Here is a 24,080-nt window from a genome sequence, read left to right on the forward strand (position 1 = left end):
CCAAACTACTTGCCACATAGCCACCCCGCGCCGGGGTAACCCGGCGCCAAGCCGAACACGACATCCAACCTCCAGCGCTCCGCCCCGACAGCGACCGAACAAAGACAAGAAAACTCTCGACTTCATAATTTTTCAGCAGACTGCTAGAGCCCACCGCGCCCAATCTTCGAATTTAGGAGCTTGCGTGATTTGTGAGGTGCGTCTTGCCTCCACGTACTCGCGTATCAGCCCAGCACTTCGCCAGTTCATGGCTTCGGTTATCAGCCCATCCCGGCGCGCCTTTTCTTCGGCTGCAATTCGTTCCCGCTCTTCGCGTTCGGCCTTCTCCCTGGCTTTGCGACGTGCTTCGGCTTCCTCTGCCTCGCGCTTGCGATGCCATTCCGCCATTTCGGCTTGCCACCGCCGCGATTCGCGCTCACTCACAATCGCAAGGCCGATGACAATTTCGGTCAGCTTCTCTTCGAGCTTGCCTGCGTCGTCATCCATCCAGTTCGAGACAATATCTGGATGATGCCTACCGCCTTCAGCACGTAGCTCCAGCTTGCCCTTTGTGTCCCGCATCATCGGTCTGACGGTTACGGGCCTGACGCTTCTTTGGATAATCTAAAGTTATGCTGACGCCGGCAGGTCCGCTGATCGAAATCCCGCGAGCTTCCCGGTCGCGAATATAGGCACTCCCGCCACCCACCCGCGCAAAGGCGAGGAAGATTGAATTGAGAATGCGCAGGCGCCGCCGCTCGTAGGAGGACTCGAAAAGAGGTTTCTCCCAGGAGAAGGAACTCGATGCAATCTTCTGACGAATGGTTTCATCGCGCTTCAGCAGTTTCGCGATAGCGGGATCTGCGCGCGTCAGATCGCGGGATGCGGCTACCTTGCCAAGGCGCTTCCGAAGCCGCTCCGACAGCACATCTATACTCTCTGGTTCGCCTTCGATACCGGGCTCACCCGTGATTCGTGCTCTTAGCTCGGGTGGTAGCTCTCCACCCATTTCGATCACATTGATCGTCGCGAGATCGCGCGGGGGCAGGGGGGATCGGGTAACCTTTTGGCCAGCATGCAGTTTGTTCCAGTATCCGCGTTCCGGAATTGGTACTTCCGCCTTACGGCAATGTTTGGCTATCGCCACGTCAGAAATGCCGATCGCCTTGCAAAGACGGCTCATTGCCTCCGACCAGACCAATTCATAGAGTTGTTCTCGCGTTAAGCGAAGCGTCACTTGTTCCTCCTCTTGCGAGATTTAGCGGTTGCGCACTAGCTGGGCCCGTTTGGCAACGCGCCGCGACAAACGACCAGACGTGATCCGAAAGACGATGCGCTGAGCTAGGACTAGAAGCAGAGCAGGCCCTCGCCACGACCAGTGGCATCGCCATTGGACTAGATCGAAGAAGGCATCAGGCGCCGAGACAGAGGAGGGCGAAGTGGAGCGCCGCTTAGCTGCTGCGCTATCCAACAAGAAGCGGTCTCGCCAGTGTGACGACTTGGCAAGCGACCGCCGGCGTTTGGTCTGAAAGCAGAAACGCATCGGGCACATCGTGACTGGTCTTGCTGAACAACGCGCCCACGGCATATCATAACGATGAGCAGTTCGCGGCCTGAGCATTGTGCCCGTTCATGGGCTAGCGAGCTACGCCTATCGAACTATCGGTGGAACGCTATTGAAGGTGATAGGGTGGGGAACATAGGTCGCCTTGCTGATCTGAGTGTCGTTCTCGCCACCGCTGGCTCGATTGCAGTAACCTGCCTATCAATTTACTTTCTGCGAAAGGAGAACTCGACCAAGATATATCTGATCTGGTACCTTTTCTCTTTGTCCCTCTTTATAGCCTTTTCTGTCTTTGCATATGCAAACGTAGCTGGCGTTATGTCGATTGAGGATATGTTTGGACGTAAGTTGTCTAGGATTGTTTTTTCTATCTACGCATACTCTCTCGATTTTGGTGAAGAGCTTAAGCTGATTGCATTCGTTGTCTTATTGGTGTGCGTTCCGCAATTGCTCGCATATGTACTAAGCGGGATATCAGGATCATCAAGTTCACTGGTTTTTGTTTCTCGCATTTCGCAAGTGGCGATTTGGAGCATTATCAAATTCTTGGCCATGTGCTCCGGCCTGTTCTTAGCCAGCCCATTATCAGATATTTTGACGGGTGAGTTGAACACTAACTATTTGTATATCGTCAATTCTCTCATAAATATCGCGAGCGCTTTTGGCCTGATGGCTGGATACCTCAGGGGGCTTCCGCTGCTTAGTCGTGCCGTTGAGGTAGAATCATTCCGATTTATCTCAAGGATCCATGCTTACTGTACGAGGAATAAAGTCGATGTTGATATGGGGCCGCACTGAACGGTTCGCCCAGAGCGGCGAGACTTTCCTGGACGCCGCATTTTGAGAGCGAATCGGTTTTGACTTTGAGCGCCACGGTCTCGTAGTGATTGCACCGGCGCTACTTCGTTGGGGCTTTTGCGCCGTTTGCGGTTGGAGACAACACGATGCCGATGCCAGGAAGGCGGCCTTCGGGGAGTTTCATAGGCAATCTCTATTGAGGCGGGTTGTCTGTTTCCGAGACACTGCTTGGGCGCTGTCGATTGAGGCCGCGGAGCTGGTTAAGGTCCGCCAGGAACAAAAGCGCGGAACGGCTGGGCAAGAAGAAATATCCTCCCCCACGAACTGTCACGAAGCTCTGGCCTCCCTCCAGTGCAAGCGAGCCGGCCGAAGTCGGGATCGTGAACCGCGTGGATGCAGCGGCGGGCTTCACTGACACGATTGGATCCGGCTCATTGGTAAGTCCCGCGAAACCGGGTGCTCCAATCCACGACTGCTGGATGAATTCGAATTGGCGCTCGAGATCGGCGCACAGGCCTACAAACAGAAGTCCTTTTTCGTCTCCCTGTTGATACGATCTGCCGCGCCGCAACAGACGATGCCGGTTGGTGATGGCTAATTGCGAGTCGTCCCCCGGCGCCAGGCTCCCGCGGGGATTGGCCCGGCGGATATGCGCGCCGAAAGGACAGTAAAGGCCCTGGGGGTCGTCGACCCCGAAATCTAGGTCGGTATCCTTGCGCATGCGGCTCTGGCGATGCGCATGCTTGGCGTGCGAGTGCTCCTCACAGGTGGAAGTTTCGGCGGCGTGCTCCTCCGGCGGGGGTGAGATCGGCCGGTCGATCAGCGGCACGCCGTCATGCCAGCGTCCCATCATTTTGGCTTCTATCCACTCCGGCGTCACCGGACCGCCAATCAACTCTGGCAAGCGCGCCGTCTCGTCGCTCAATTCTTTCGCGCAGTCGCTAGCGTACTCATGAAACGCATCAACATGCTGCTGGAATTGCCGGATTGCCAGGAAGGTGCCGTTTCGTCCGAAGTCGCGCACCTGCGGGCGAAGGTCCTGGAAGGCCGAGAAACGGCTTTCCACCGACGTTGGGACGGAGGCCAGCCTATTGCCGACGTCGCATCCCCGGGCGACCACCGGCGTAGGTGGGTAGTAGCCTTGGTTACTCTTGTAGCCGAGAATGAATTCGCCCGGCGCCGCGATATCGCGGGCTAGCGCGCCACGTGCAAAACGCTGGGTGCCACGGATCACCGGCTGGGAGATACCGTCGCGAAAGCCGAAGTGCTCGTAGTTGACACCCTTATCCGTAGGCTGGGTGTCGAGTTCGTAGACGGCGAAACCCGCTCCGGTCAACTTGTCACGATGCAGCCCGAGCAGTTTGTCACAGTCGGCCTTGGTTTTCCCATATACGAGAAGCGCGACGTGAATGGGCTTGTCGCCGTCGGCGTCCGACCAGCGCCATGCCGACGGGTCGGATTTCACATAATCGCCGAGAATGCGCTGTCGCGACGACATTCCGAGATTGAACACAGTTGGAAACGTCGCCACCGTGCCGGGCTCGCCGCCGTCGGGTAGCCCAAGGTGAGAGAGGCCCTCCGCCGTAAAGGCGACGCCGGTTGCCGACCGCTCCTCCTCACCGGACAGCGGTCGGTCACCGAAAGTGACTTCGAGGAGACCGCGTTCAAGGGTTCGAGTCTTGTGCGGATTGTCGGCGTTCGCCAGCGACGTCAGCCACTCGATGCAATCGGCCGGATCTGAGGGAAGGCTGATGGCCGCGAACTTCATGAATGGAAGCCGCTTGAAACCGCGGAACACGAGCGCCTGGACCTCCTGCGTCTCGATCACGGTGTCGGTTCTCGGCATCGAGCCGAAATAGCTGAGCCACGCGCGTGCTTGCGAGTCCGTCGTTGCGCGCGCCAACTCCCAGGAGATCACCGCGTTGTTGCGCATCTGATCCGCCGTGAGGTGCGGAAAGTGGTTGAACCAGAACTGCGTCGGCTGTTGCTGGCGGCGCACCCATCGCTTGAACCGGTCGCCGTCCTGCGCGCCGTCGTCTATCAGCCATTTCGTCCGCGGAAAGCCGACGGCGTTGCTCCAGGCCGCGTTCTGGCCTGGATAGGCCTTGGTGATGAAATCCTCGAGATAACTCTCCCAACTGCCGTCGTAATTGGAAAGGAACACCAGGCGCTCCGAACCCGGCGGTCGGAACCAGCGTGCGAAATGAATCGTCCCCATGTTGACGATAAAGCCGGGACGGAAGGCACGTGAGACGACGAGTTCGATTCCCCAGAGCGCGATGCCGAGCGTGAACTTCCGGAACCGGCCTGGCTTGAGCGGTGATACCGACAGAAAATGGTTCTGCGCGAAGTCGGGTTCGTTTTCACGCTTTGCGATCTCGCCGACCTTGACAAGGTTGGGATCGAGATCCTCCGGCTTCTCGGTGACCTCGGCCCAGCGCAGCCGTATGGCAAAAGCGCCGACGACGATACCGACAAGCGTGGCGGTACCGATCCCCCCGGACACCAGGGCGATTGCGCACCGCCCGGCGGTCATCAGAAGATCCCTCCACGCAAACGACAACGTAAAGCCAAACCAGTGGAAGCACAGCACGCTCACGGTCAACGCGACCAGCCCTAGCCAGCCATAGAGAGGAAAAAGCGTCGGCGAGGACAGGATGGCAAGGAGGCGACCGTCCGGCTCCTTCCAGCAGATTGTCGGCGGCTCCTGACGGCTCGGGATCATCAGGGAAGAACGAAATGCAGTGCCGCGATCTACCAGATCCTGCATGCCCATTCGGCTCAGTTTGGCATCGCCACGGATGAGGTCTCGAACGAACTGCAGAGCGGTTGCCGCATGGCTGCCGAGGCCTGCGTGAATCATGACGAAGCGGTCGACGGCATCGCGGCAGAAATTCGCCAATTCCTCCTGCTGCCGGATGCTCGCGATCGACAGGCCGGGCAGACCGTAGAAGCACAATCCGGTCGCTCCCCATGGCCGGGCCTGCAGGTCAATCTTGCGGGCCTCCAACAGCTCTCGCAGCGATTGACCGTCGCCCGCCGTCGGATCCGGTACCGTCTTGCCGCTCTCCGCGGAGCTGAAGAGAGGCAGTAGCCATGGGCTGGCGGAGGCATCGATTGCATCGATTAGGTCGTCGGGATCACCGTCGCCGTTGACTTCCAGCAGCAGGTGCGGCGCCGGCGTCGCTGCATCGCCAAGGTCGACGGCGTTGAGCGAGGCGAAATGGATGACATTCGTGGCCCGAAGCGCCCTACGGAGATCGGGCGCAGCCGGCTGCATGAGGTTGTGAATCGCGTCCTGCCAGAGTTGGAGGTCGACTTTTTCCTCGAGCGGAGCCAGCACCGTGACCATGCTCTGGGTTTGCGAGCCAAACGCCGGCTTGAACTCCATGTCTAGCCGGCGGGGAAACACGCCGACCCGGAAGATCCGTCCCCACCGCCCCTTGCTGGCGCGCACGCCGTCCTTGGATAGCAGCGACTCGAAGATCGCGGTGATCTGCGCCATCGCCAGCGTCTTGCCGAGGCATGCGTGAACGCCGGATCCAAACATCAATTCGTTGCTGCGGGAGCTGTCGTCGCGCATCGCGGATGCCGTCGCAACGAGCAGGATTGATCCGGCCGGAATGCGATGTGAACCCCAACGGGTCGGGACGGTGCCGTCCTGGACGGCATGACGCCATTGCCCGGGGTTGAGCGCTGGATTCAATCGCGCGGCCTCGAACAGAAGCTGCTCAAGCTCTTTGCGCGCGGCCTCATTGCCGCTGCGGGCCTTCCTCGCCGCCTCGGCCGCCGCATCGAGCCCGCCCCTTGTCCACAACAACTGCTCGATGATGTTGCCTGCTGCGAGCGTGGTCGTTGGGATGAATCCCGTGATCATGCCCACCATGATGGCGCGAATTTCATCGTCCGAAATACCGGTGTCGACGAGGCGCTGAAGGATCGTCTTGCCCAGCCCCTTGGGCGGAATTGGCGGGGCGACCGAAAGCCTCTCTTTGGCAGCGTCGATTACGGAGCGCACGCGCAACGCTCCGGCGAGTGCGAGCTTGCGGGTGGCAGGATTGCCGAACGGATCGGCGAACAGCAACGCTGATATCGACATCGACCATTCGGCGAAAGCATCGCGATCGTCGACACTCAGCCCGAAGTATTCGGCGCAGGTCTCGGCCGCCACGCGGGTGATGAGATCCTTCATGACGTCGATGCGCCCCTGGGAGGCATCGATCAGCGTATCGGCGATTTGCTGCGTCCGCTCGACCAGCCAGTCCGCGTCCTGCGGCTCTATCAGACGATGAATGAGTTCGTGCTGACAGCGCTGCTTCGCACCCTCGAGGCCGAGCACGAATGTTGCCTTTCCTCCGCCAAGCTCCTTCATCTCCTCGCCATAGGGCACGGCGAAGATCTCGGGGTTCGAAAGGACGTTTCGCACGTCGGTGTTGCGGGTGATGATGACGAGGCGGCCGAACTTCGGGAACGGCCAGAATATCCGGAAGGAGGCGAATGCCAGCCGCAGCGACCATAGCCAAAGCTGTCTCAGTACCGGCGACCACCACCAGTCAGGGCCAAGGTCGTTGAAGTCAAAGGCATCTGCCGCAGATGCGTTCTCGTCGGCGGATATCGCGTTGGCTGCGGCAATCTTGTCAAAATATTTTAGCGTCCACCCGGCGAAGAATCCGCCTGCCGCTTTCGCGTTCCCCATAACGCCCCCTTCGTGCTGAAATAATCTCCACGTCCTAACTTCGCGAATTGTTGCTCCCGGTGACCAGACGAGCTTGGCCTGCCGCGACCGAATCGACTGACTCGGCAAATCGCCGGTTCAGCGTTCGATCCTCAAATGGAATCCAGTCAATATATGTGCTCGAAAAGCGGGGCTTGAGGCCCCGAAGCTCTTCGAATGCTGCCACGGCCTGTTGCCGTTCCCTCAGCCTCAGGAGGGCGTCAATCTTGACCATGTGGGCGTACCAATATTGCTCCCGCCGGACGATGGCGAGGTCCGCATAGGAGATCGCTTCGCGGTAGTCGCCGAGCAGACTGGACCTCATCGCCAGCTCACCAAGGACGAAGAAGAGATGCACGTCGAACGGGCTAAGCCGCCTTGCCAGTTGGAGGGGCTCGCCCGCCTGCTCAGGCCTGCCCGCAAGATTCAGGGTGCTGCCGATCTGTGCGTGAGCGATGGCCAGGCTCGGCGTCAGTTCCACCGCCTGGAACAGAAGGTCGAGCGCAGGCTGCATATGCCGCAACCATGTCTCCGCGGTGCCCGCCAACCAGTACGCCCGGCCATCGGACGGATCGGCGCGCATCGACTGCTGGGCGAGGCGTCGCATTTCCAACACGCGATGCGCCGGCTGTCGTCCGGTCCAGATCGACCAAGCCAGTCCGTGGGTGACATTGATCAAGGCTTCGGGGGAGTGAGGATCGAGCGCCAGGGCCTTAGCGAACAGCTCCTGCGCCTCGTCCGAATCCGCGTGCTGCAGGCGGTAGAGGTGCCATCGGCCCCGCCAGATGAGATCGGTGATATTCGCTCCCGACGGCAACCGGTCCCGCGCGCTCGACTGCTCTCCATGATCGATCTTGGCGTCGAGATGTGCGACCAGCTCCTGCAGGCATTCGTCGAGGGCGGTCGCAATCACCGATCGGACGATCTGGAGCCGCTTGGACCAGACCACCTGGAGCCGTGCTGCTTCGTAGAGCGTGACGTCGATCAGTGTCAGATCGCTCGAGGTCCGGACGGTCCCGTCGACGAGATATTTGGCGCCCAGCGATCTTGCTTCCTGGGCGGTGATCGTCGATGCGCGTGGACCACCGGAATCGCCGGCGATAACGGCCAGCCAGCGCACGCGCGACAACCGGTTGATCAACTCCTGCTTGAAGCCCTCTGCGATATAGGCTTCCTCCGGATTGCCCGTCAGGTTTGAAAAACGCAGGACCGCCAGCGAGGGCCCGTCATTCGGGCCCTGTGCCGACCACTTGAAGCCGGGCTGGACGACCGCGACGGCATCCGAAGGTTTCGAAGCCGTCTCGCTCCGGGCGTGGCCTGCCTCAGACCTCGCCAGTCGGATGCGCTGTTCGCGGAGCCAATCCTCGAACGCGTCCTCCCCTGGGATATCGATGCCCTCGAGAAACTCGCCCGGCTGGCCGGAGTCGAGCGTTTCTTCGCCGGACTCGAGCACGTCGATGCTGACGATGCCGAGATCGAGCCGCACCCTGTCCCGCTCGCAGACGAGGGGCGCCCAGGGGTGTTGATTGATCCGTCTTCGCAAGTCCGACAGCTCGCGCCGCAAGCTCCCGTTCGCCTCCTTCGGCTCACGGCTGCCCCAAAGTTGCGTCTGGAGCCAACCTCGAGCCCTCTCGCCGTCCTTGGAGACGGCAAGCATTGCGATCAGCGCTGCTCCCTTGCGACTTGGAATCGCAATCCGGCGGCCTTCCGGGTCAATGAGGCTGAACGGACCCAGAAGACGCAGCTTGAATTTCGACGGCAAGGTCAACATTCGCCGATTACCTCTACAACCGATGATAGCGGACTAAACGCAACTTTCACGCTTTATTTTCGCTTCCGGAACGCTGGGGTCGCGTCGCGCGAACGGCCGCGATGCCAGTTTTTACCACGCACCCAGGGAAGCCACGGGGCTGGATCTGTCGGCTCCCGAGGTGCCCGGCACAGGTTGGAGTTGGATCCATAGACCGGCTGCGCCGGACCGGTCGGCACGTCCCGCGCTGCCCTTGGAGAGAAGGTTTTATCAATGCCGGTTCTCTTGGAAGACACGTTCAGGGCCTGGATCGATCACGTGCTCGACAGCGGCCCGAAGTTGATCGTGATCGGCGAGGTGCAGGTGCCGACCGCGGGTTGGCACGTCAGGCTCACGCGCCGCTCGCCGCAAGGCATCAATCCCAACATCCTGATCCTCGACGTCACCTCAGAGAGGCCGCACGGCAAAGCCGGCGAGATGGCCACGACGATCCCCCTGAGATACGAGGAGCGCCCTCCCGGGCGGCCGTACACACTCGTGATGACCGCCAATGGCATCCATTCCGTCACGGTCGACGTCGGTCACGCGCATTAGGAGGCTAACAATGAGAAGGATGGGATTTCTTGCTGCAGCGTTCGTCACGTTCTCTGCCGCAACCGCGCATGCCGAAGATGACCGGTGCAAGAACGTTCTGGCGAACGCAATCTCGTGGAGGCGGCAATGAAATTCAATCGCAGAATATCGGGCGTTGCGCTGGGATTCCTTCTGCTCTCTTCCTCCCAGTCATTCTCTCAAGATGTTGCCAAGAACGTTGCAATCGCCGCGCAAGTGTGCGCCGCCAACGCCTGCGGCGATATCGATCCGGCGACCGGACTCATCATCATGGCACTGGCGCAGATCGCGGTCGAGTTGGGCAAGGATGATCCGTTCGGCAAAAACAACGACCTCGTGAAGGCAATCAACACCATGCTCAACGATCTCAAGCATGGCCCAGGTCCGAATAACGATCTCTTGAAGATCCTTACCAACATCAACAACGACCTTCGCTGCGGGCCGGGACCCAGCAACGACGTGATCAAGTTTCTGAACCAGATTGGAATCAAAATCACCGTAACGGGATGCTGACAAGGGAGGATGCAATGACATCGCTACGTGTTTCTGGCCTGGCCCTGATAGCCCTCGCTCAACTTGCAGCTCCGGCCGCGTTCGCGGCGGACAAATGCGTCGAAGCAGGCGACAAGGGATACCAACAAATCAACAGCGTGTACGATCCGAAGCTTGACCTCTTCATGAAGATCAGCGGGGCTCTGAAGGAGAAGGGCTTCGATCCGAAGAGATATCCCTACGTGACTCCGCAGGGCGGCGTCGAACCGGTGGATCTGGTCGAACTGGTGACGAAGCTCGCGATCCAGAAAGCCAGCGGCTACAAGCAGGTCGCGCAGGCCGTAGACGAGTGCAACAAGGGCTTCGCCGTTCCGCAAAAGATCGCCGACGCGGCGGTGTTCTTTGCAACAGGCGGATTGTCAGCAGTTCTTCCGGACAGGATGACCCATGTTGACGTTTCTCAATTGCTGTCCGGAACGCCGTTCGGCGGTCCAAACGCCCTGATCCCGAAGTTGCGGGACGACGTGCTGAACGGATTGGGCATCGGCGGGGATGTGGCTTGCATCATCCGCGATCCCAAGAAGATCTTCGGCGGCTGTTAGACGGGAGGCTGAGATGTTGAGGTCCATCTTCCTGTCACTGCTTGCGTCGTTTCTTGCAATTGGATCGGCCAGGGCAGACATGTGCAGCGATGCCGCCGGCCAGGGCGATGCCCTGGTCCGCGAGCAATATCAGCACACCATCGACTATTTTATGAAGATCGCGGCCGCCGCCCAGTCCAAGGGCTTTGATCCGCGCAGTTTTCCCCAGGCCGACAATAGCGGGAACATCACGGCGGTCGATCTGATCGACACGATCGAAAAAATTTCGGCCAAGCGAGATGAAGGCATCGCGTCTATTTTCCAGGCGTTCCAGGAATGCCGGAACAATGTCGCGCCCTATCAAAGGATTGTTGACGTCGGAAGCTACTTCCTGTTCGGCGGCATGCAACAAGTCATCCCCGAGCGCGCCCGGCAAATTGATGCGGGTCGATTGCTCGCGGGAACGCCATTTGGCGGGCCGAACGCGCTGGTGCCGCAAACGCGCGAGTACATCATGGCGCGCCTCGGGATTAGCGGGAGTGCTGCCGATTTTATTCGCAATCCGTTGCAGGTGACGCCGCAAGGCCCCATCCGCGCGCCTTGGTTGCCGACCCTGATGCCTGGCGTTCCCATCGCCGGGCTGAATATCCCGCCGCTCGGCCAACTGCCGCAATTGCCGCCCCTGCCGCAGTTGCCGTCCGCTCCTCCGCCGATCGAAGTTGGAAGTGTCGGGGGACATCGGGTCTGCATCCCTTGGTGCTAGCAACCATTCGGCCAATTTTCGGAGTGGACTTCCTGGGAGGGGGACAATGCGAAGGCAAGCAGCCATCTTGTGCGCTCTTGCGACCATGGGCGCATCACCTGCGGCATTTTCGGCTGACGTGACCGTCGGGGCAATTCCTGGAAGTTTCGACGTCTCACTATCCGGAAGCAGTAGCTACTCTGTTCCAATCAAGATTGCGCCCGGTTCGGCGGGCACGCAGCCACAAATATCCTTGGGATATGATAGTCAGGCGTTTGGTGGTGTTCTCGGAGCCGGTTGGTCTATAGCAGGTCTCTCCGCGATAACGCGCGGACCGCGTGATGTTTTCGTCGATGGTCTCCCCTCGGGAATTAGCTTCGACGATAAGGATGCGCTCTATCTAGATGGTCAGAGACTGGTTGAAGTCCCGGCGGCTGCATCGTCAATACCGGGTGCAACATATTATCGAAAGGTCAATGACGATTATACCGAGATCGTTCGGTATGGAGCCAGTCTTGAGCGATCTTACTTTCGCGTTCGTACCAAGGGCGGACTCACAATCGTGTTCGGTAACCCGGGTAATGCGTCAACCCCGTCGCCCGACCCGCTGAAATATGATGCGTCGATTCTGATCCGACGAGACGTTGCCGGCGATAATCTCAAGGACCACGTTCTTGCGTTCCCTGAAAGCGCCGTAATCGATACTGCAGGAAACATTGTAGAATTTCATTACAAGCAGAACGGCAAAGGCGACTATAACATCGATCAGGTGCTCTACACGGGTCATGGCTCCATCGACGAAAAGGCCGTGATTTCGGTCGACCGTGCTCCATTTGCAAGTGTATCGTTTACATACCAGGATGCCCCACGACCGCTCGAAGTCTATCTGTCGGGTGGTCTGCTAAAGAAAGAGAAAAATCTCACCGATTTGCATTCCTGCGTCTCGGAAACTTTGATCTCTTATCCATTCGACTGCAAGTCGAAGATCTCGGGCGCCGTCGCCGGCGTTCGTCAGGTCGCACATTATCACCTTGATTACAAACCGACCGAGACTGCGGGCAGACTGGTTCTTTCCAAGCTCCATATGTTTGGAGCGGACGACGCCACTGAAATTGCACCAACCAGCTTTGACTATACGCCGGCGAATGCGGGTTGGATCTCCGCGCCGAACCTATTGCCTTCGGCCTTGACTCTCGGGGATATTGACCGCGTGGCCAGAGGGTACCGCTTTGCCCACGTCGATCCGGGCCTGGCGGGTGGACTTGATTTACTTTTTGCGGCTCAGATAAACGGAAAGAACGTCGCGTTCGCGTTCAAGAACGGCGGCCCCGCTTCGTGGAAGCCGGGTGGCCAGCCCTGGACGGAAAGCGGAAGAACTGACCTCCAGGGAAAAGCGTCTGGTTTTGCGCCTCCCGTTCCGTTCGTCGACGAAGACGGCTCCGACCTGGGTGTGATTGTTGCGGACATCGATGGTTCGGGAAGGGCGGCGATCATCGAAAGCGATGTTCGCGCGAAGCAGTGGGTCCAGTCGGCCTACCTTGCCGGGGCCAAACAGTATGAACTTCACCCCGAATACAACGTACCTTTTGTCGTGAGTGAAGATGGAAAGGTCGCCTCAAGCTATCGGTTCGCGAAGTGGTCAGGCGGTAGTGGTCCGGACTTGATATATACTTCGGGGACCAAGAAGGGCTTTCTGAAAAACCTTGGCCCGGGCGACAAACTAGGCTGGGAAGTACAGAAAGACGAATTCTCTCCGCCGATTTCTATCGATCGAGAGACCTATCTGATTGACCTCGAGTGTTCGGGGGGGCCGCCAGCTCTGGTTGGGCCAGTCAAAAATGCAGATGGCACCTCGGCATGGAAGATCTTCCGTTATACTCCCTCGGGTTGGGCGGAAGAGACCGATCCAAAATGGCGCCCCCCGTTCCCCGCAGATACTGACCCGGAAGCTGTAAGGGAAGTGCACTTTGACGGCGCGTCTTCAAAGTGTAGGGGATTTATCGTTGCCTCTGCAAAGGCCAATCTGCATCTGGCAGTCGTTCCGAGCAAAAACGGCTGGAAGCTGCTTGGCAACAACAAGGTGCCAAAATTCAATCTCGTTGATGCGAGCGGGACGCCTTCAAAAGCGCTTGTTGCAGATCTGAAGGGCGACGGATACGACGGAATAGTTGCGAATACTTTGTTGCCGAACGGCTCGTCGATCCGGTTCGCTTATACTCAGGACGCAGCCGGATGGCATGACTCACCGAAGTTCTTGCCTGAAGCTGCGCTCAACAGTCTGGATACGCAAGATCCGGTATTCTCGTTTGTCGGGCCAATAGTCGGCGATGGCGGCGACGATGTTGCAATCCTCAACAACCAACGCGTGACAAGCTCGACGGACGAGGGACGCAATCGTCAGTTTGGAGTATTCTACACAAACGATGGCAGCGGATTCACGCTTCAACCGTCGTTTGCACCACCAATACAGATCGCGACCAAGGACAAGACTGACACCAGAGTGCGATTCGTCGATCTGCACGGTACTGGTCTGCCTGACGCGGTATACAGCCGCCTCGTCACGAAGAATGGAAAAACGTATCTGGAAAGCGGCGCCTATCGAAACACCGGTCACGGCTGGGCCCCGGAGGGAACAGGTTGCACCAATCCAGATGAAGCGTTCGATACATCGAAGACAGCGCTTCCGATGAAGAGTGGACTTTGTCCACCGATACCCTTTGCGGGTGCCGACATAACGGGCAACCCGATCCAGTTTGTCGACCTGAATGCCGATGGCTTCACTGATCTGATCTACAGCTATCGGGATAAGTCGAACAATATCGTCACAAAGATCTACTTCAACGAAAGCGACGGTGCGACCGGGAGGAAGTGGGTAGACGCAGCGAATGATCCAGAAAAACTCGCGCGGTTCTCTCCGCCCGTTGAAGCTCTCCCTTTGGCCGCTTCCGGCATCGGAGACATGGGGGTACGGTTCGTTAAGTTTGACGTTCATCAGCTTGGTGTTCTCAAAAGCTTCCGGGAAGGCCGAGCGCAATGCGGTCCCATTAATCCGCGTCCGGGCTGCCCGGCGGAAGGAGCGTGGAACAGACGAGCTTTTACGTTTGACGGCAACAAATGGACTGACGCTGGTGCCGGCTACCTTCCGCCAGTCCCATTTGTGACGCAATATTCCTCACCCAGTGACCACTCGATCGATCTGTTTGTTCAACTTTCGGATGTTACCGGCGCTGGCCTGCCATCGGTCGTGGCTGCCTACCAGGATCCAATTACTGGCGGCTCCAGGAACAGTGTTTGGACGAACGACGGCACAAAGTGGATCGCGAGCGGAATCAAGGCCCCTGTCGAACTCGATGCCGTATATCGTGAGTCCAAGACGCTAATTCAGCTTATTGATGTCAACGGCGATGGCTTGCCCGACGTTGTGATGTCAAAGGGAGATGCACCGGATCAGTCAAAGACGTGGCTCGGCACCGGGGCCGGCTGGATTGAAGCAAGCGACTGGAAGATCCCGGCCGACGCTATCTCCTCAAAGGACGGAGATCCAGGCTTTCGGCTGGTCGATGCCAATGGTGATGGCTACATCGACGTCCTGTGGCTAAGGCCGGATGAAAATGGACAGGCCAGACGTGGGCTGTCGCTGAACAACGGGCACGACTGGAAAACGCGAAAGGACAACGTGGTGCCAGCAGGCATCAGCTTTGTCGATGGCGACGGCGTCGATCAGGGTGTGAGGCTGTTTAGCGTTACGGGGAAAGGGGTCACCGACATTGTTGCCTCATTCGGAGGCTCGCAGACTGTATATCTGAATCAGACCCGGCGCGCCGACGTCCTATCTTCCGTTCTGGATGGCTACGGGATCAAAACGAATATCGCATATCAGACGTTACTTGAATACGATTGCTCCGACTCCCCATCTGGCAACGATTGCAATGCCTCGCCGGCAGGCGTCCAGCCAAATCCTCTCGGCTGGCGCGTCTATGAGCGCAAACCGGCGAGCGGTTATCCAAGGGTAGCACCTGTGCCGACCACATACGTTGTCCGGCAATCAAGCGTTGATGAAGCAGATGGCAAGCCGCCGGTTGTTCTCGACTATCGGTACGGCGAGTATTTGATGGATGCCAATGCCAGTCGGTCCCTTGGTTTCGGATGGCGTGAGAGCCTGAATGAGTTCAGCAGAATTCTCACGCGCAGCGAGCTGATTCAGGATGCGCGCGCTCGACCCGGTGCGGCGGTGGAGACATCGTGCGCCGTCGATAATGATCAGTTGAGATCGATGGTAGCGAAGGCGCTTTCAAGTAGTGATCCTAACGATCAATTCCCGAAGAGCCTGTGCGCGTCGGGAAACGCGGTCAGTCCTGCCTGGGGACGGAAGATCTCCGAACTGAATAAGTGCTGGAGCATTGTTGAGGGCGACGCACAGGGGCACATCAACGAATTTCAGCTTCCCGAAGTCGCGTCATGTGCACGCTCCGGCCGTCCTGCCGCTACGCTTTCGGGTAAAGTGGTTCGTCAGGCCGCCATCTGGAAGTCGGTTTCAACATCGTTTGAGCTTGATGGAAATATCATCTCACGAGGGACAGATACCTTTGCTTACGACGATACGGGAGGCCTTTTCGATCGACACGGCAACGTCCTGAGTACCCGGAGCGAACTCGCGGACGAAACCTCTATCCAGACTGACAACGAGTATGAAGACAATTCGGCGGCCTGGTTCCTGGGACGGTTGACGCACTCGATTGTCACAAAGAAAGGGGACGTCGTACCGGGGAAAGCGGACCGCAAGACGGAGACGCACTGCTCCAGGTTTGAATACTATGGAGACACCGGACTCACCAGGTTGCAGGAGACAAATTGCGGGAACCCAAAGGCCGTCAAAACCGAGCTATTGCGCGATCGATATGGAAACATAGAGACCAACATCGTTTTGGCGGCAGGTGAGCCTGACCAGGTCACGTCTACCAGCTTCGATAAATTTGGACGGTACGCCGTCTCCCAAACTGACGTTTTCAAGCATAAATCGTCAGTCGAACGCGACCCGAGGTCCGGTCAACCGCTGCTCGCAACGGACATGAATGGGCTCACGACGACCTTCATCTATGACGGATTTGGACGGCTACGAAGGCAAATCATGCCGACCGGAGTCCAAAACATTACTGATCTGGTCAGTCCATCTGCACTTCCCAAAGCCGGTGCAGGCCGTGACATTGCCTGGGGACTTACTGCGCCAGTCAGCTACGCTATCAGGTCTCAGGTAGGGACGCTTCCGGAAACCTGGGCATTGTTCGATGCAAAGGGACGCCAGTTGCGGCAGGTCACGAGCGGCTTTGCAACAAACGCGTCCAGCGAGCGTCTCATTTTCAAGGAAGCTGAGTACGACTCGCTTGGACGGGTAATGCGATCGTCTGTGCCGCATGAAGCGGCAGACGCTAATATTCGCTGGATGAGTAACGAATACGATGCGCTCGGCCGCGTGTGCGCGGCGACCGGGATTAACGGACTGCGTTCCGAGACGCTCTTTGTCGGAAGACCCAAAGGAGGCGGCACCGTCATAGTGGAAGTCGATCCACGGAAGCAATTGAGCGACAGCGATCGGCAGTTGCTGTCATGCGGAAAGGCATTTCCTTCGAATATCTACAACAGCAAGGGGCTCAGGCGGCGGACTTCCTCAACGATAAACATGCGCAAGCAGACGGTCGTGTCCGTAGACGCCAAGGGCAGTGTGTCTCTCGAATATGATGCTGGCGGACGCGTGGATAAGATTACCGGCCCGACCGGCGCCGTAACTGTCAACACTTACGACGAGCTCGGGAACAAGGCTGCGGTCTCAGATCCTGACCTTGGACTTTGGAGCTACCAATATGATCCGTTTGGTCGTGTTGTTTGGCAAACTGACGCCAAAGGTCAGAAAACGACGATGGAGTACGACCTGGCAGGTCGCCCCTTCCGGCGCGCCGCCCAGGACGTATTGACGACCTGGCAGTATGACCGCGCGAAACACGGAGTTGGCAAAATCGCTTCGGTAGCGAGCTCGAATGGGTATCGCGCAGAATATTTCTACGACAACTTTGGTCGGATGAACGGCACCGCCGTAGCGATCGATCAAGAACAGTTTTTCACGACGAGCGAGTTTGATTCCTACGGACGTGCTGTTCGCGTCTCATATCCGAGCGGGTTTGCCGTCAGGAATGTTTACGACACCAACGGATTTTTCGTCAAAGTCACAGATGCAGCGACATCCCAGACTTATTGGGACGCAAAAGCAATCGACGTTCTGGGACGCGTGACGGAGGAAACGTTAGGCAATGGCGTAACAACAGTGAAGGAATACAGACGGTCCGACGAACGCATATCCAAGATCTCGGCCAGGGGAATGAATGGCAGAAAAGTGATGGATCTCGCGCTGGATTTTGATTTGATCGGAAATCTCACGGAGCGCGACGAAGCCGTTGAACAGAAAAAAGAGACTTTCGATTACGACGATCTCAATCGCTTGATCGCCGTCGTGAGCGCCGACAACGGCAAGTCCAGGTACAATTATGACGCCGCCGGGCGGTTCAAGTTCAAGGCCGGATTGGGAGACTATCAATACGCCAAACATCCAGGCACCATACAAAACGACGGGTTTCATCCGTTCCATGGCGTAGAGGGGACTGGAGACGGAAAGGACTCTCACACCTATAGATACGACCTGAACGGCAACATGATTTCGATGCCACAGGGGCATCTCGACTACACGTCGGACAACCGCGTCAAGTTGATCTATCTCGAGGAAGCGAAATGGTCGCGCTTCGATTACGGTCCTGGTGGCGATCGTTTCCGGCAATTTGCGCGCAAGGGTACCGTTTCGCAGGAAACGCTCTACGTTGGTCTGTTCGAACGGGTCACCGACTATTCCCTGTCTCGAAACACCGATTATCTTCGACCGTCAAAATTTAGCGGTTTCGGCGGGATTACGCGGTCTCGAAACTACATCAGTAACGGATCCGGCGTCTTTGCGGTGGTGGAGACCGACGAGTCGTACGCTAACACTGAGCTCTTCGAGCCGCGCGATCCGAAATCACGGTGGTTTGGAAAGCGAACAAAGACCGAAACCTGGTATATTCATGCAGACCAGCTCGGTTCGACTCTCCGCGTGACCGATCAGGATGGGCGAATTCGCGAACGATTTTGGTACGATCCGTGGGGCGCAACAACCAAGCGCGAAAACAATCATCCTGGGAAGGGAGAGTCGGAACGGATCGCGGGTACGTGGACGCGAGGATTTACCGGGCAAGAACAACTGGATCAGTTTGCGCTGGTACACATGAACGGGCGAGTATACAGCTCTGCCCTTGGTCTGTTTACCTCTGTCGACCCACTCAATCAGATGGTCACCGATACACAGAGCGGGAACGGTTATCTTTACACGCGCGCAAATCCGCTCCGATACACCGATCCGACCGGCTACTTCTCACTTGGTGACATCGGCAGAGCTATAGAAGGTGCTGCACACGCTGTCGGCGGCGCCATCGGCTCTGCCTGGGAGGGTATAAAGCATTTTGGCGGCGAGGTGGGTAAATGGTTCAGTGAAAACTGGCGTATCGTCGTTGTCGTTGTCGTCGTTATCGTGATCGAAGTTGTAACAGTCGGTGCTGCTACACCGGCGCTAGGTGCGGTGGGGGCGGGGATTCTTGGCGGAATGGCCGCTGGGGCCGCGGGCGGTGCGCTCGGTGCCGCCCTATATGGAGGTAGCACGGACGACATCATCGGCGCTGCAATCAAAGGTGCTGTGATAGGTGCTTTTGCGGGCGCTGCGTCCGGGGAAGCCAATGCCTATTTCGGGGCGGTTGGTACGCAGACGACGACTGCATCCGAGGTCGGCTCGATCGCCACGCATGGTGTGATTTCCGGAGCTCGTCAGGCTGCGGAAGGCGGTAATTTCTGGACCGGTTTAGAGGCCGGACTCATTGCCACAGCAGTCAGCACATATGGTCCCCAGGACATGAGCCATACAGGGAATGTCGTGAAGTCCGGTCTAATCGGGGGGACAACTTCGGCGATTAATGGCGAGAAGTTTGCAAATGGAGCAATCCTCGGCGCCTTCAGCGCCGATTTCAGGACCTGGGTCGAGGGTGGGTCCTCATTGGTAGGAAAGATATGGGCGCTCCCGAATACGGTGCTTGGCCTCGCAGTTGGATTGGTTGAGTATGGTGCTGGTTTGCTCATGGGTACCCATCCCGAATGGACGTTCGGGAATAATTCCCTGCAGTTGCTGAACGCGCCGTGGGGTACCGGCGGAGCGATAACCATCGGAAGTGTCGAGATATTCAACGGTGTTCGTCGAGACGAGCTAACCTACGTTTATGGCGCGGATCAATCTCAGCCACTCAATTCGACAAATTCGGTTCAGTACGGGCCGCACGAGGAGGGGCACACTTATCAGTACGAGAGGTTAGGGCCACTCTTCGCACCAGCATATTTCATGTTTGGTGGGATCAAGGATACAAACGGCTTCGAGAGATCGGCCGACAAATATGGACGCGGCGAGGGTGGGGCGTTCTCGGGTTTCCGATGACAAACAATCGCACCCTGCCTGTGTCGCGGCTCCGATTGCCTCGCCTTCGGCGGCAAACATCGACCTCGTGCAGCGCTGCAAACTGGAATGGGTTGCGGCACGCACAGCCCACGAGCTGGGATCGGGCGCGACTGGGGGCAAAGGTTAAGCCGATCCACAATGGGCCATTGGCCGAAACAGATTTTTGTCGAAGGCGCAATCCTATTTGGCCGTAGGTCAAACGGTGGGTTGTAGCCTAGGAAGTTCGAAAATGTTTTATCTTTCAATGGGGATTGACTGACACTCTCTCCGCCGCTGCACTGTTCTCATTGTATCCGATCGTTCGAACCGGCAGCAACTCAATGCGTAGTGCGACAGCGGCTGTTGCGGCCAGTTTCGTGATGTTACTCCCAAATTAGTCACCGCGCGCGCCGTAGCTCCTGAGCGTGGGGTCGGAGGACGGATTTTGCGATGAAGAGCAACGGCCCCGGACGGGCAGCTTTTTTCAGCCGATCAGTTCAACCGTTTGCTGACGAGCAAGGGCCTCGGTTCGGATCCGATGGCGCACGATATTGGGCGGCGCTAAAGCGGGGCTTTGTCACCCGCAATTGTAATCGCGGATTCGCCGGAATCGCTTGCGCCGCCTGCGGAGGGGGCAATCGGTGTCAAAATCTTGGAGGCTTCTCTACATTGTAAGGAGCTGAGCCCAAACAAAATTGGCGCCGCAAGGTCATCGCGACGCCATATTATTTGTCGAGCTTATGCCGGATCAAAATTTGACGGTGACGCCCGAATACACAGTACTCTCGGTGCAGGATCCGGCAAAGGCGCCGATACAGGCGAAGGCTTTGTTGTGATCAGAGCCGAATTTGTTCTGCCAGTAATTGTATGCGACCCAGATGTCGACACCGTGCGTGTATTTCGCTCCCCAGAAGGCCTTGCCGGCATCGAATGTCAGACGGATCGGCTCGCTGTTGAGCTCCGTTTTGGTCGGCGTACTAACCGCCGGTGCGGTGGAGCTGCCTTTCGGACCGGTGAAGCCGGCGCGACCGCTAATCGCGAAATACGACAGGCTCGGAGGTAGAAATCCGAGGTCCATATAGTAGTTCATTTCAACCGCCCAGGTTGCGTCGAAATGGGTGTTTCCGTCAGGGAGGCAGTTCGTCGCAGACGCGGCAAAGCCGCATTGCGCGAAGCTGTTATGGTTGTTGATCTGGGAGACCATCGGCGCAATGTTGAAGAAGCCCTTGTAAGGCAAATCGAACGCAAATTGCAGACCAGCGACAAGGGCGCGCCTCGATGCACCGAAGAACCGGTTCTCGACGCCAACGTCCGCGCCGACCTCAAACGACACGTCGCGCAGTGGACCCATGCTGAACGCTTTTGTGTTGAAGATTTCATTGAAACCGAACGTGCTGCGGGCCGCGCCGAAGAATTCGGTGGCGCCAGCGCAACCCGTGGCGACCGTGCCGAGGCACGGACCGGCGGGATCGGCGTGATCCGACTTCAACGCTATAATGTTGAAAAAGTTGGTGCCGTAAGCCCACGCGTCGAAGTGGGTGAAGGCATAAACCTGTTTCGCCGTCTTGGCCGTGGCACCCGGCTCAGTCGCGGTAAACTGGTATGCGAAGGTCAGGCGATTGTCGTTGATCAGAAAGAACGGAAGATCTGCGATCGGTTTCGCCTTGGCCGGGAATGGCTCGAGGTCGGCGGCGCTTGCCGCGCTCAATGGATCAAGGATCGCAAGTGCAAGCATCGTCGCGGCTGCGACTGCCCGGTAACTGTAGGCCATAAGGAAGTCCCCCGTTCGACACACAATGTTTGACTGACGTCACAACACCGCTGAATGCGGTGCTCTATCGATTTGACAGCGCGCGATTCTTGCCCCCACGCGCCACCTGATCGACGATTTCATTTTGACCTTTGCTTCGTCGAACCTGACGGCCTCGCCTGCTTCGCTTAAGTTGGTCAAACCATCTGGCATCAAGATCGGCCGTATTAAAACGTTTTAATTGGATTGTGTCGTGGTCAAAGCGTGGCGTCATTGATTAAACTGGCGGCATCGCAATGAGGCACGAGTGATTATCTTCGCGCCTTGTCTCAGGTGTACGCCGCATGATCGACGCTTGCGCTCGCCCGTAGAATTGACGCGCCTGTCGCCACCAACCAAAATGCGTGTCAAAATAGCCGGCCGCTGGCCTCGCCCAAGCGAGGCCGCGCCGCCAGTTACACGGTTGACCTCGGAGCGCCACCCGATCGATTGCGCATCTGCATCGAGGTCAAGCGTCAGCCGCCCGTTGCCCGTTTAGGTCGGCTCCAGTCTCGCTTTCAGAAAATCCACGTAGGTCACCGCCGGATATCGCGCAGGGCGGTCCTGAGTTGCGCATGTCGGCAGACACCGGATCGCCGCGCCGGGGTCAGGATTGAAACAGTATGCGACGCAAAAGTGGTCGCGCCCCGGCGGCGTCAATACCTTGTGAGGTGTCGAGACGTAGATATCGTTTGTCCAGCGCATCAGGCAATCACCGACATTGCAAATGAATGCTCCAGGGACAACGGGGGCATACAGCCAACGGCCGTTGCGGTCACGAATCATGAGGCCGCCGACGGCATCGGTCGCAAGGACGGTGACGTGGCCGTAATCCGTATGGACGCCCGCGCCGAGCGGCCCCTCCTCAAGGGGCTTCGTCGAAGGCGGGTAATGCAGCAAGCGCAACTTCGCCATCGGCTTCCGAAAGTGTTCGTCAAAGAAAGTTGCCTCAAGGCCAAGGTCTATCGAGAACGCATGATGCAGTGTGCGGCCCAAGCCCCACATCCGGTCGAAATAGTCGAGCATGGTCGTGCGGAAGCCCGGTATGTTGGGCCACATGTTCGCTGCACGAAACGACTTTTTGGCCAACAGTTCGGGATCGTTCGGCGCAAGCTCCAATCCTATATTGAACGCCTCTTTCACCTCCGCGGGCTGCCGGCGGTCGAGCGCTTCGCCCCTGTCCCGGACATAGCCGCGATTGCTGCCAATTCCGGTGAACCCGACGGATTGCTTGATGACGTCGGGCGCCGCAAAGAAGGCGGCCGACATCTGAAAGATTCTCGAGACCGTTTCAGACGGTATACCGTGTCCGGTGATATGGAAAAACCCGATCTGGCGGCACGCGTCGCCGATGCTGCCGGCGACGTCGCGTACTTTATCCGAATCGCCTTCCAGCAATGGCGCGATGTCGATGACAGGAATTCCAACGGGGATCTTCACTCAGACAACTCCGCAGTCCAGAGCAAACGATCACGTTCCGTTAGGCGTTGGGCTTGGCCGGTTCTTTCGCCAGGCTCTCTGTGGCCCTGAGCTTGCCAGCGATGTGTTCCCCGGACAGGATCGGCGCGTATTTCGGAGGATGGTCCGCGTCGGTGCACGACGGGATGCAGGCGATCGTTGCGTCGTAATTCGGCGTATGGAAAAACACGACCGAGAGACGGCGCGATGCGGCGCCGGCGTCGACCGGGGGATTGACGACGCGATGCAGGGTCGAACGCCAGCGATCATTCGTCCATTGCGCCATCATGTCCCCGAGATTGACGATGAACGTTCCCGGAACGGGACGAATGTCGTGCCACTCGCCGTCTATTCCCACAACCTGAAGCCCACCCGGCTTGTCTTCAGCCATCAACAATGTGAGCGTTCCAAAATCGGTGTGCGCGCCGTTACGGATTTGGCCGGGAACCGGAGGCTTGTCGAGCGCCGGATAATTCTGGGCGATGAGGTTGCTGGTGGCCCGGTCGATCTTGTCGTCGAACCAGTTGTCCGCGAGGCCAAGCGAGCGTGCGCAAATTCGCATCAACTCCGCTGAAAGCTTCGAGCAAGCATTGTAATAGGCCGTCCAGATCGCCTTCAATTCGGCGGGCTTTCGTGGCCATGTGTTGGAGGCGAAATGGCCGGCGGCAGTTGGCGTCGTTGTCGCAGGATCATCGTCACGCGTTTCCGCCCCGATCCGGAGCGACTCGCGCAAATCGCCCGGCGCGTTCTTGTCGCCCAATGTACGCGCGAGAGATTTCGCTTCCATGCGGTAATAACCACGGCCGCCAATGCTGCCCATGGCATTCGATTCCATTTTCTCCGAAACGGGAAGATCGAAAAACCCGCGCGAAACCTCGGCCACCGATCGCATCAGATGGAGATCGATTTGGTGCCCCGCGAGGAGAAGAAAGCCCCACTCTTCGCAAGCCCGGGCGACATTCTGCGCGACCTGGTCACGCTCCGCCTCGCTGCCGTTAAACCACGCGGAGATATCGACAATAGGAACGCCTGCGGTCATGGTTTTCT

General features: G+C 58.1%; 13 protein-coding genes. 6 read left to right on the forward strand and 7 right to left on the reverse strand.

Going from position 1 to position 24,080, the window contains the following annotated elements:
• Positions 1–132 precede the first annotated feature (132 nt).
• Positions 133–564, reverse strand: coding sequence for a hypothetical protein (locus QCM77_RS32780; protein ID WP_511337217.1), 432 nt, complete (start codon positions 562–564; stop codon positions 133–135).
• Positions 524–1,216: a hypothetical protein gene (locus QCM77_RS32785; protein WP_279686230.1), complete on the reverse strand. Its 693-nt coding sequence runs from the start codon at positions 1,214–1,216 to the stop codon at positions 524–526. The genes QCM77_RS32780 and QCM77_RS32785 overlap by 41 nt, the downstream gene beginning before the upstream one ends.
• Before the next feature lie 360 nt (positions 1,217–1,576).
• On the opposite strand from QCM77_RS32785, the gene QCM77_RS32790 reads away from it, so the two are divergent.
• On the forward strand, positions 1,577–2,341 hold the full coding sequence (locus tag QCM77_RS32790) for a hypothetical protein (RefSeq protein ID WP_279686231.1): 765 nt from the start codon (positions 1,577–1,579) through the stop codon (positions 2,339–2,341).
• A 193-nt stretch (positions 2,342–2,534) separates the two neighbouring features.
• On the opposite strand, the gene QCM77_RS32795 is transcribed toward QCM77_RS32790, so the two are convergent.
• Entirely contained in the window at positions 2,535–7,037 is a 4,503-nt protein-coding gene (locus tag QCM77_RS32795; protein WP_279686232.1) for a cytochrome, read from the reverse strand.
• Between the two features lie 34 nt (positions 7,038–7,071).
• Positions 7,072–8,817, reverse strand: coding sequence for a hypothetical protein (locus QCM77_RS32800; protein WP_279686233.1), 1,746 nt, complete (start codon positions 8,815–8,817; stop codon positions 7,072–7,074).
• Between the two features lie 261 nt (positions 8,818–9,078).
• Between QCM77_RS32800 and QCM77_RS32805 the strand changes: the two genes are divergently transcribed.
• The 5 genes from QCM77_RS32805 (at position 9,079) to QCM77_RS32825 (ending at position 19,786) form a co-directional block, all read left to right on the forward strand.
• A complete protein-coding gene (locus tag QCM77_RS32805) occupies positions 9,079–9,399 on the forward strand; it encodes a hypothetical protein (RefSeq protein ID WP_279686234.1) in 321 nt (106 codons plus the stop codon).
• A 126-nt stretch (positions 9,400–9,525) separates the two neighbouring features.
• A complete protein-coding gene (locus QCM77_RS32810) occupies positions 9,526–9,930 on the forward strand; it encodes a hypothetical protein (protein WP_279686235.1) in 405 nt (134 codons plus the stop codon).
• 14 nt (positions 9,931–9,944) lie between these two features.
• Complete coding sequence (locus QCM77_RS32815) at positions 9,945–10,511, forward strand: hypothetical protein (RefSeq protein ID WP_279686236.1); 567 nt, start codon at positions 9,945–9,947, stop codon at positions 10,509–10,511.
• A 79-nt stretch (positions 10,512–10,590) separates the two neighbouring features.
• Complete coding sequence (locus tag QCM77_RS32820) at positions 10,591–11,253, forward strand: hypothetical protein (RefSeq protein WP_279686237.1); 663 nt, start codon at positions 10,591–10,593, stop codon at positions 11,251–11,253.
• A gap of 46 nt (positions 11,254–11,299) precedes the next feature.
• Entirely contained in the window at positions 11,300–19,786 is an 8,487-nt protein-coding gene (locus QCM77_RS32825; RefSeq protein ID WP_279686238.1) for an RHS repeat-associated core domain-containing protein, read from the forward strand.
• Between the two features lie 748 nt (positions 19,787–20,534).
• Here QCM77_RS32825 and QCM77_RS32830 read toward each other — a convergent pair.
• From QCM77_RS32830 to QCM77_RS32840, 3 genes are all read right to left on the reverse strand, one after another.
• Positions 20,535–21,557, reverse strand: a complete 1,023-nt coding sequence (locus QCM77_RS32830; RefSeq protein ID WP_279686239.1) for a hypothetical protein — start codon at positions 21,555–21,557, stop codon at positions 20,535–20,537.
• A 513-nt stretch (positions 21,558–22,070) separates the two neighbouring features.
• Positions 22,071–23,015 (reverse strand): isopenicillin N synthase family dioxygenase, encoded by a 945-nt coding sequence (locus QCM77_RS32835; RefSeq protein ID WP_279686240.1) that lies wholly within the window; start codon positions 23,013–23,015, stop codon positions 22,071–22,073.
• Between the two features lie 40 nt (positions 23,016–23,055).
• Positions 23,056–24,072, reverse strand: a complete 1,017-nt coding sequence (locus QCM77_RS32840; protein WP_279686241.1) for an isopenicillin N synthase family dioxygenase — start codon at positions 24,070–24,072, stop codon at positions 23,056–23,058.
• Positions 24,073–24,080 lie beyond the last annotated feature (8 nt).

Source organism: Bradyrhizobium nivariense (genome assembly GCF_029846695.2).
GTDB lineage: Bacteria > Pseudomonadota > Alphaproteobacteria > Rhizobiales > Xanthobacteraceae > Bradyrhizobium.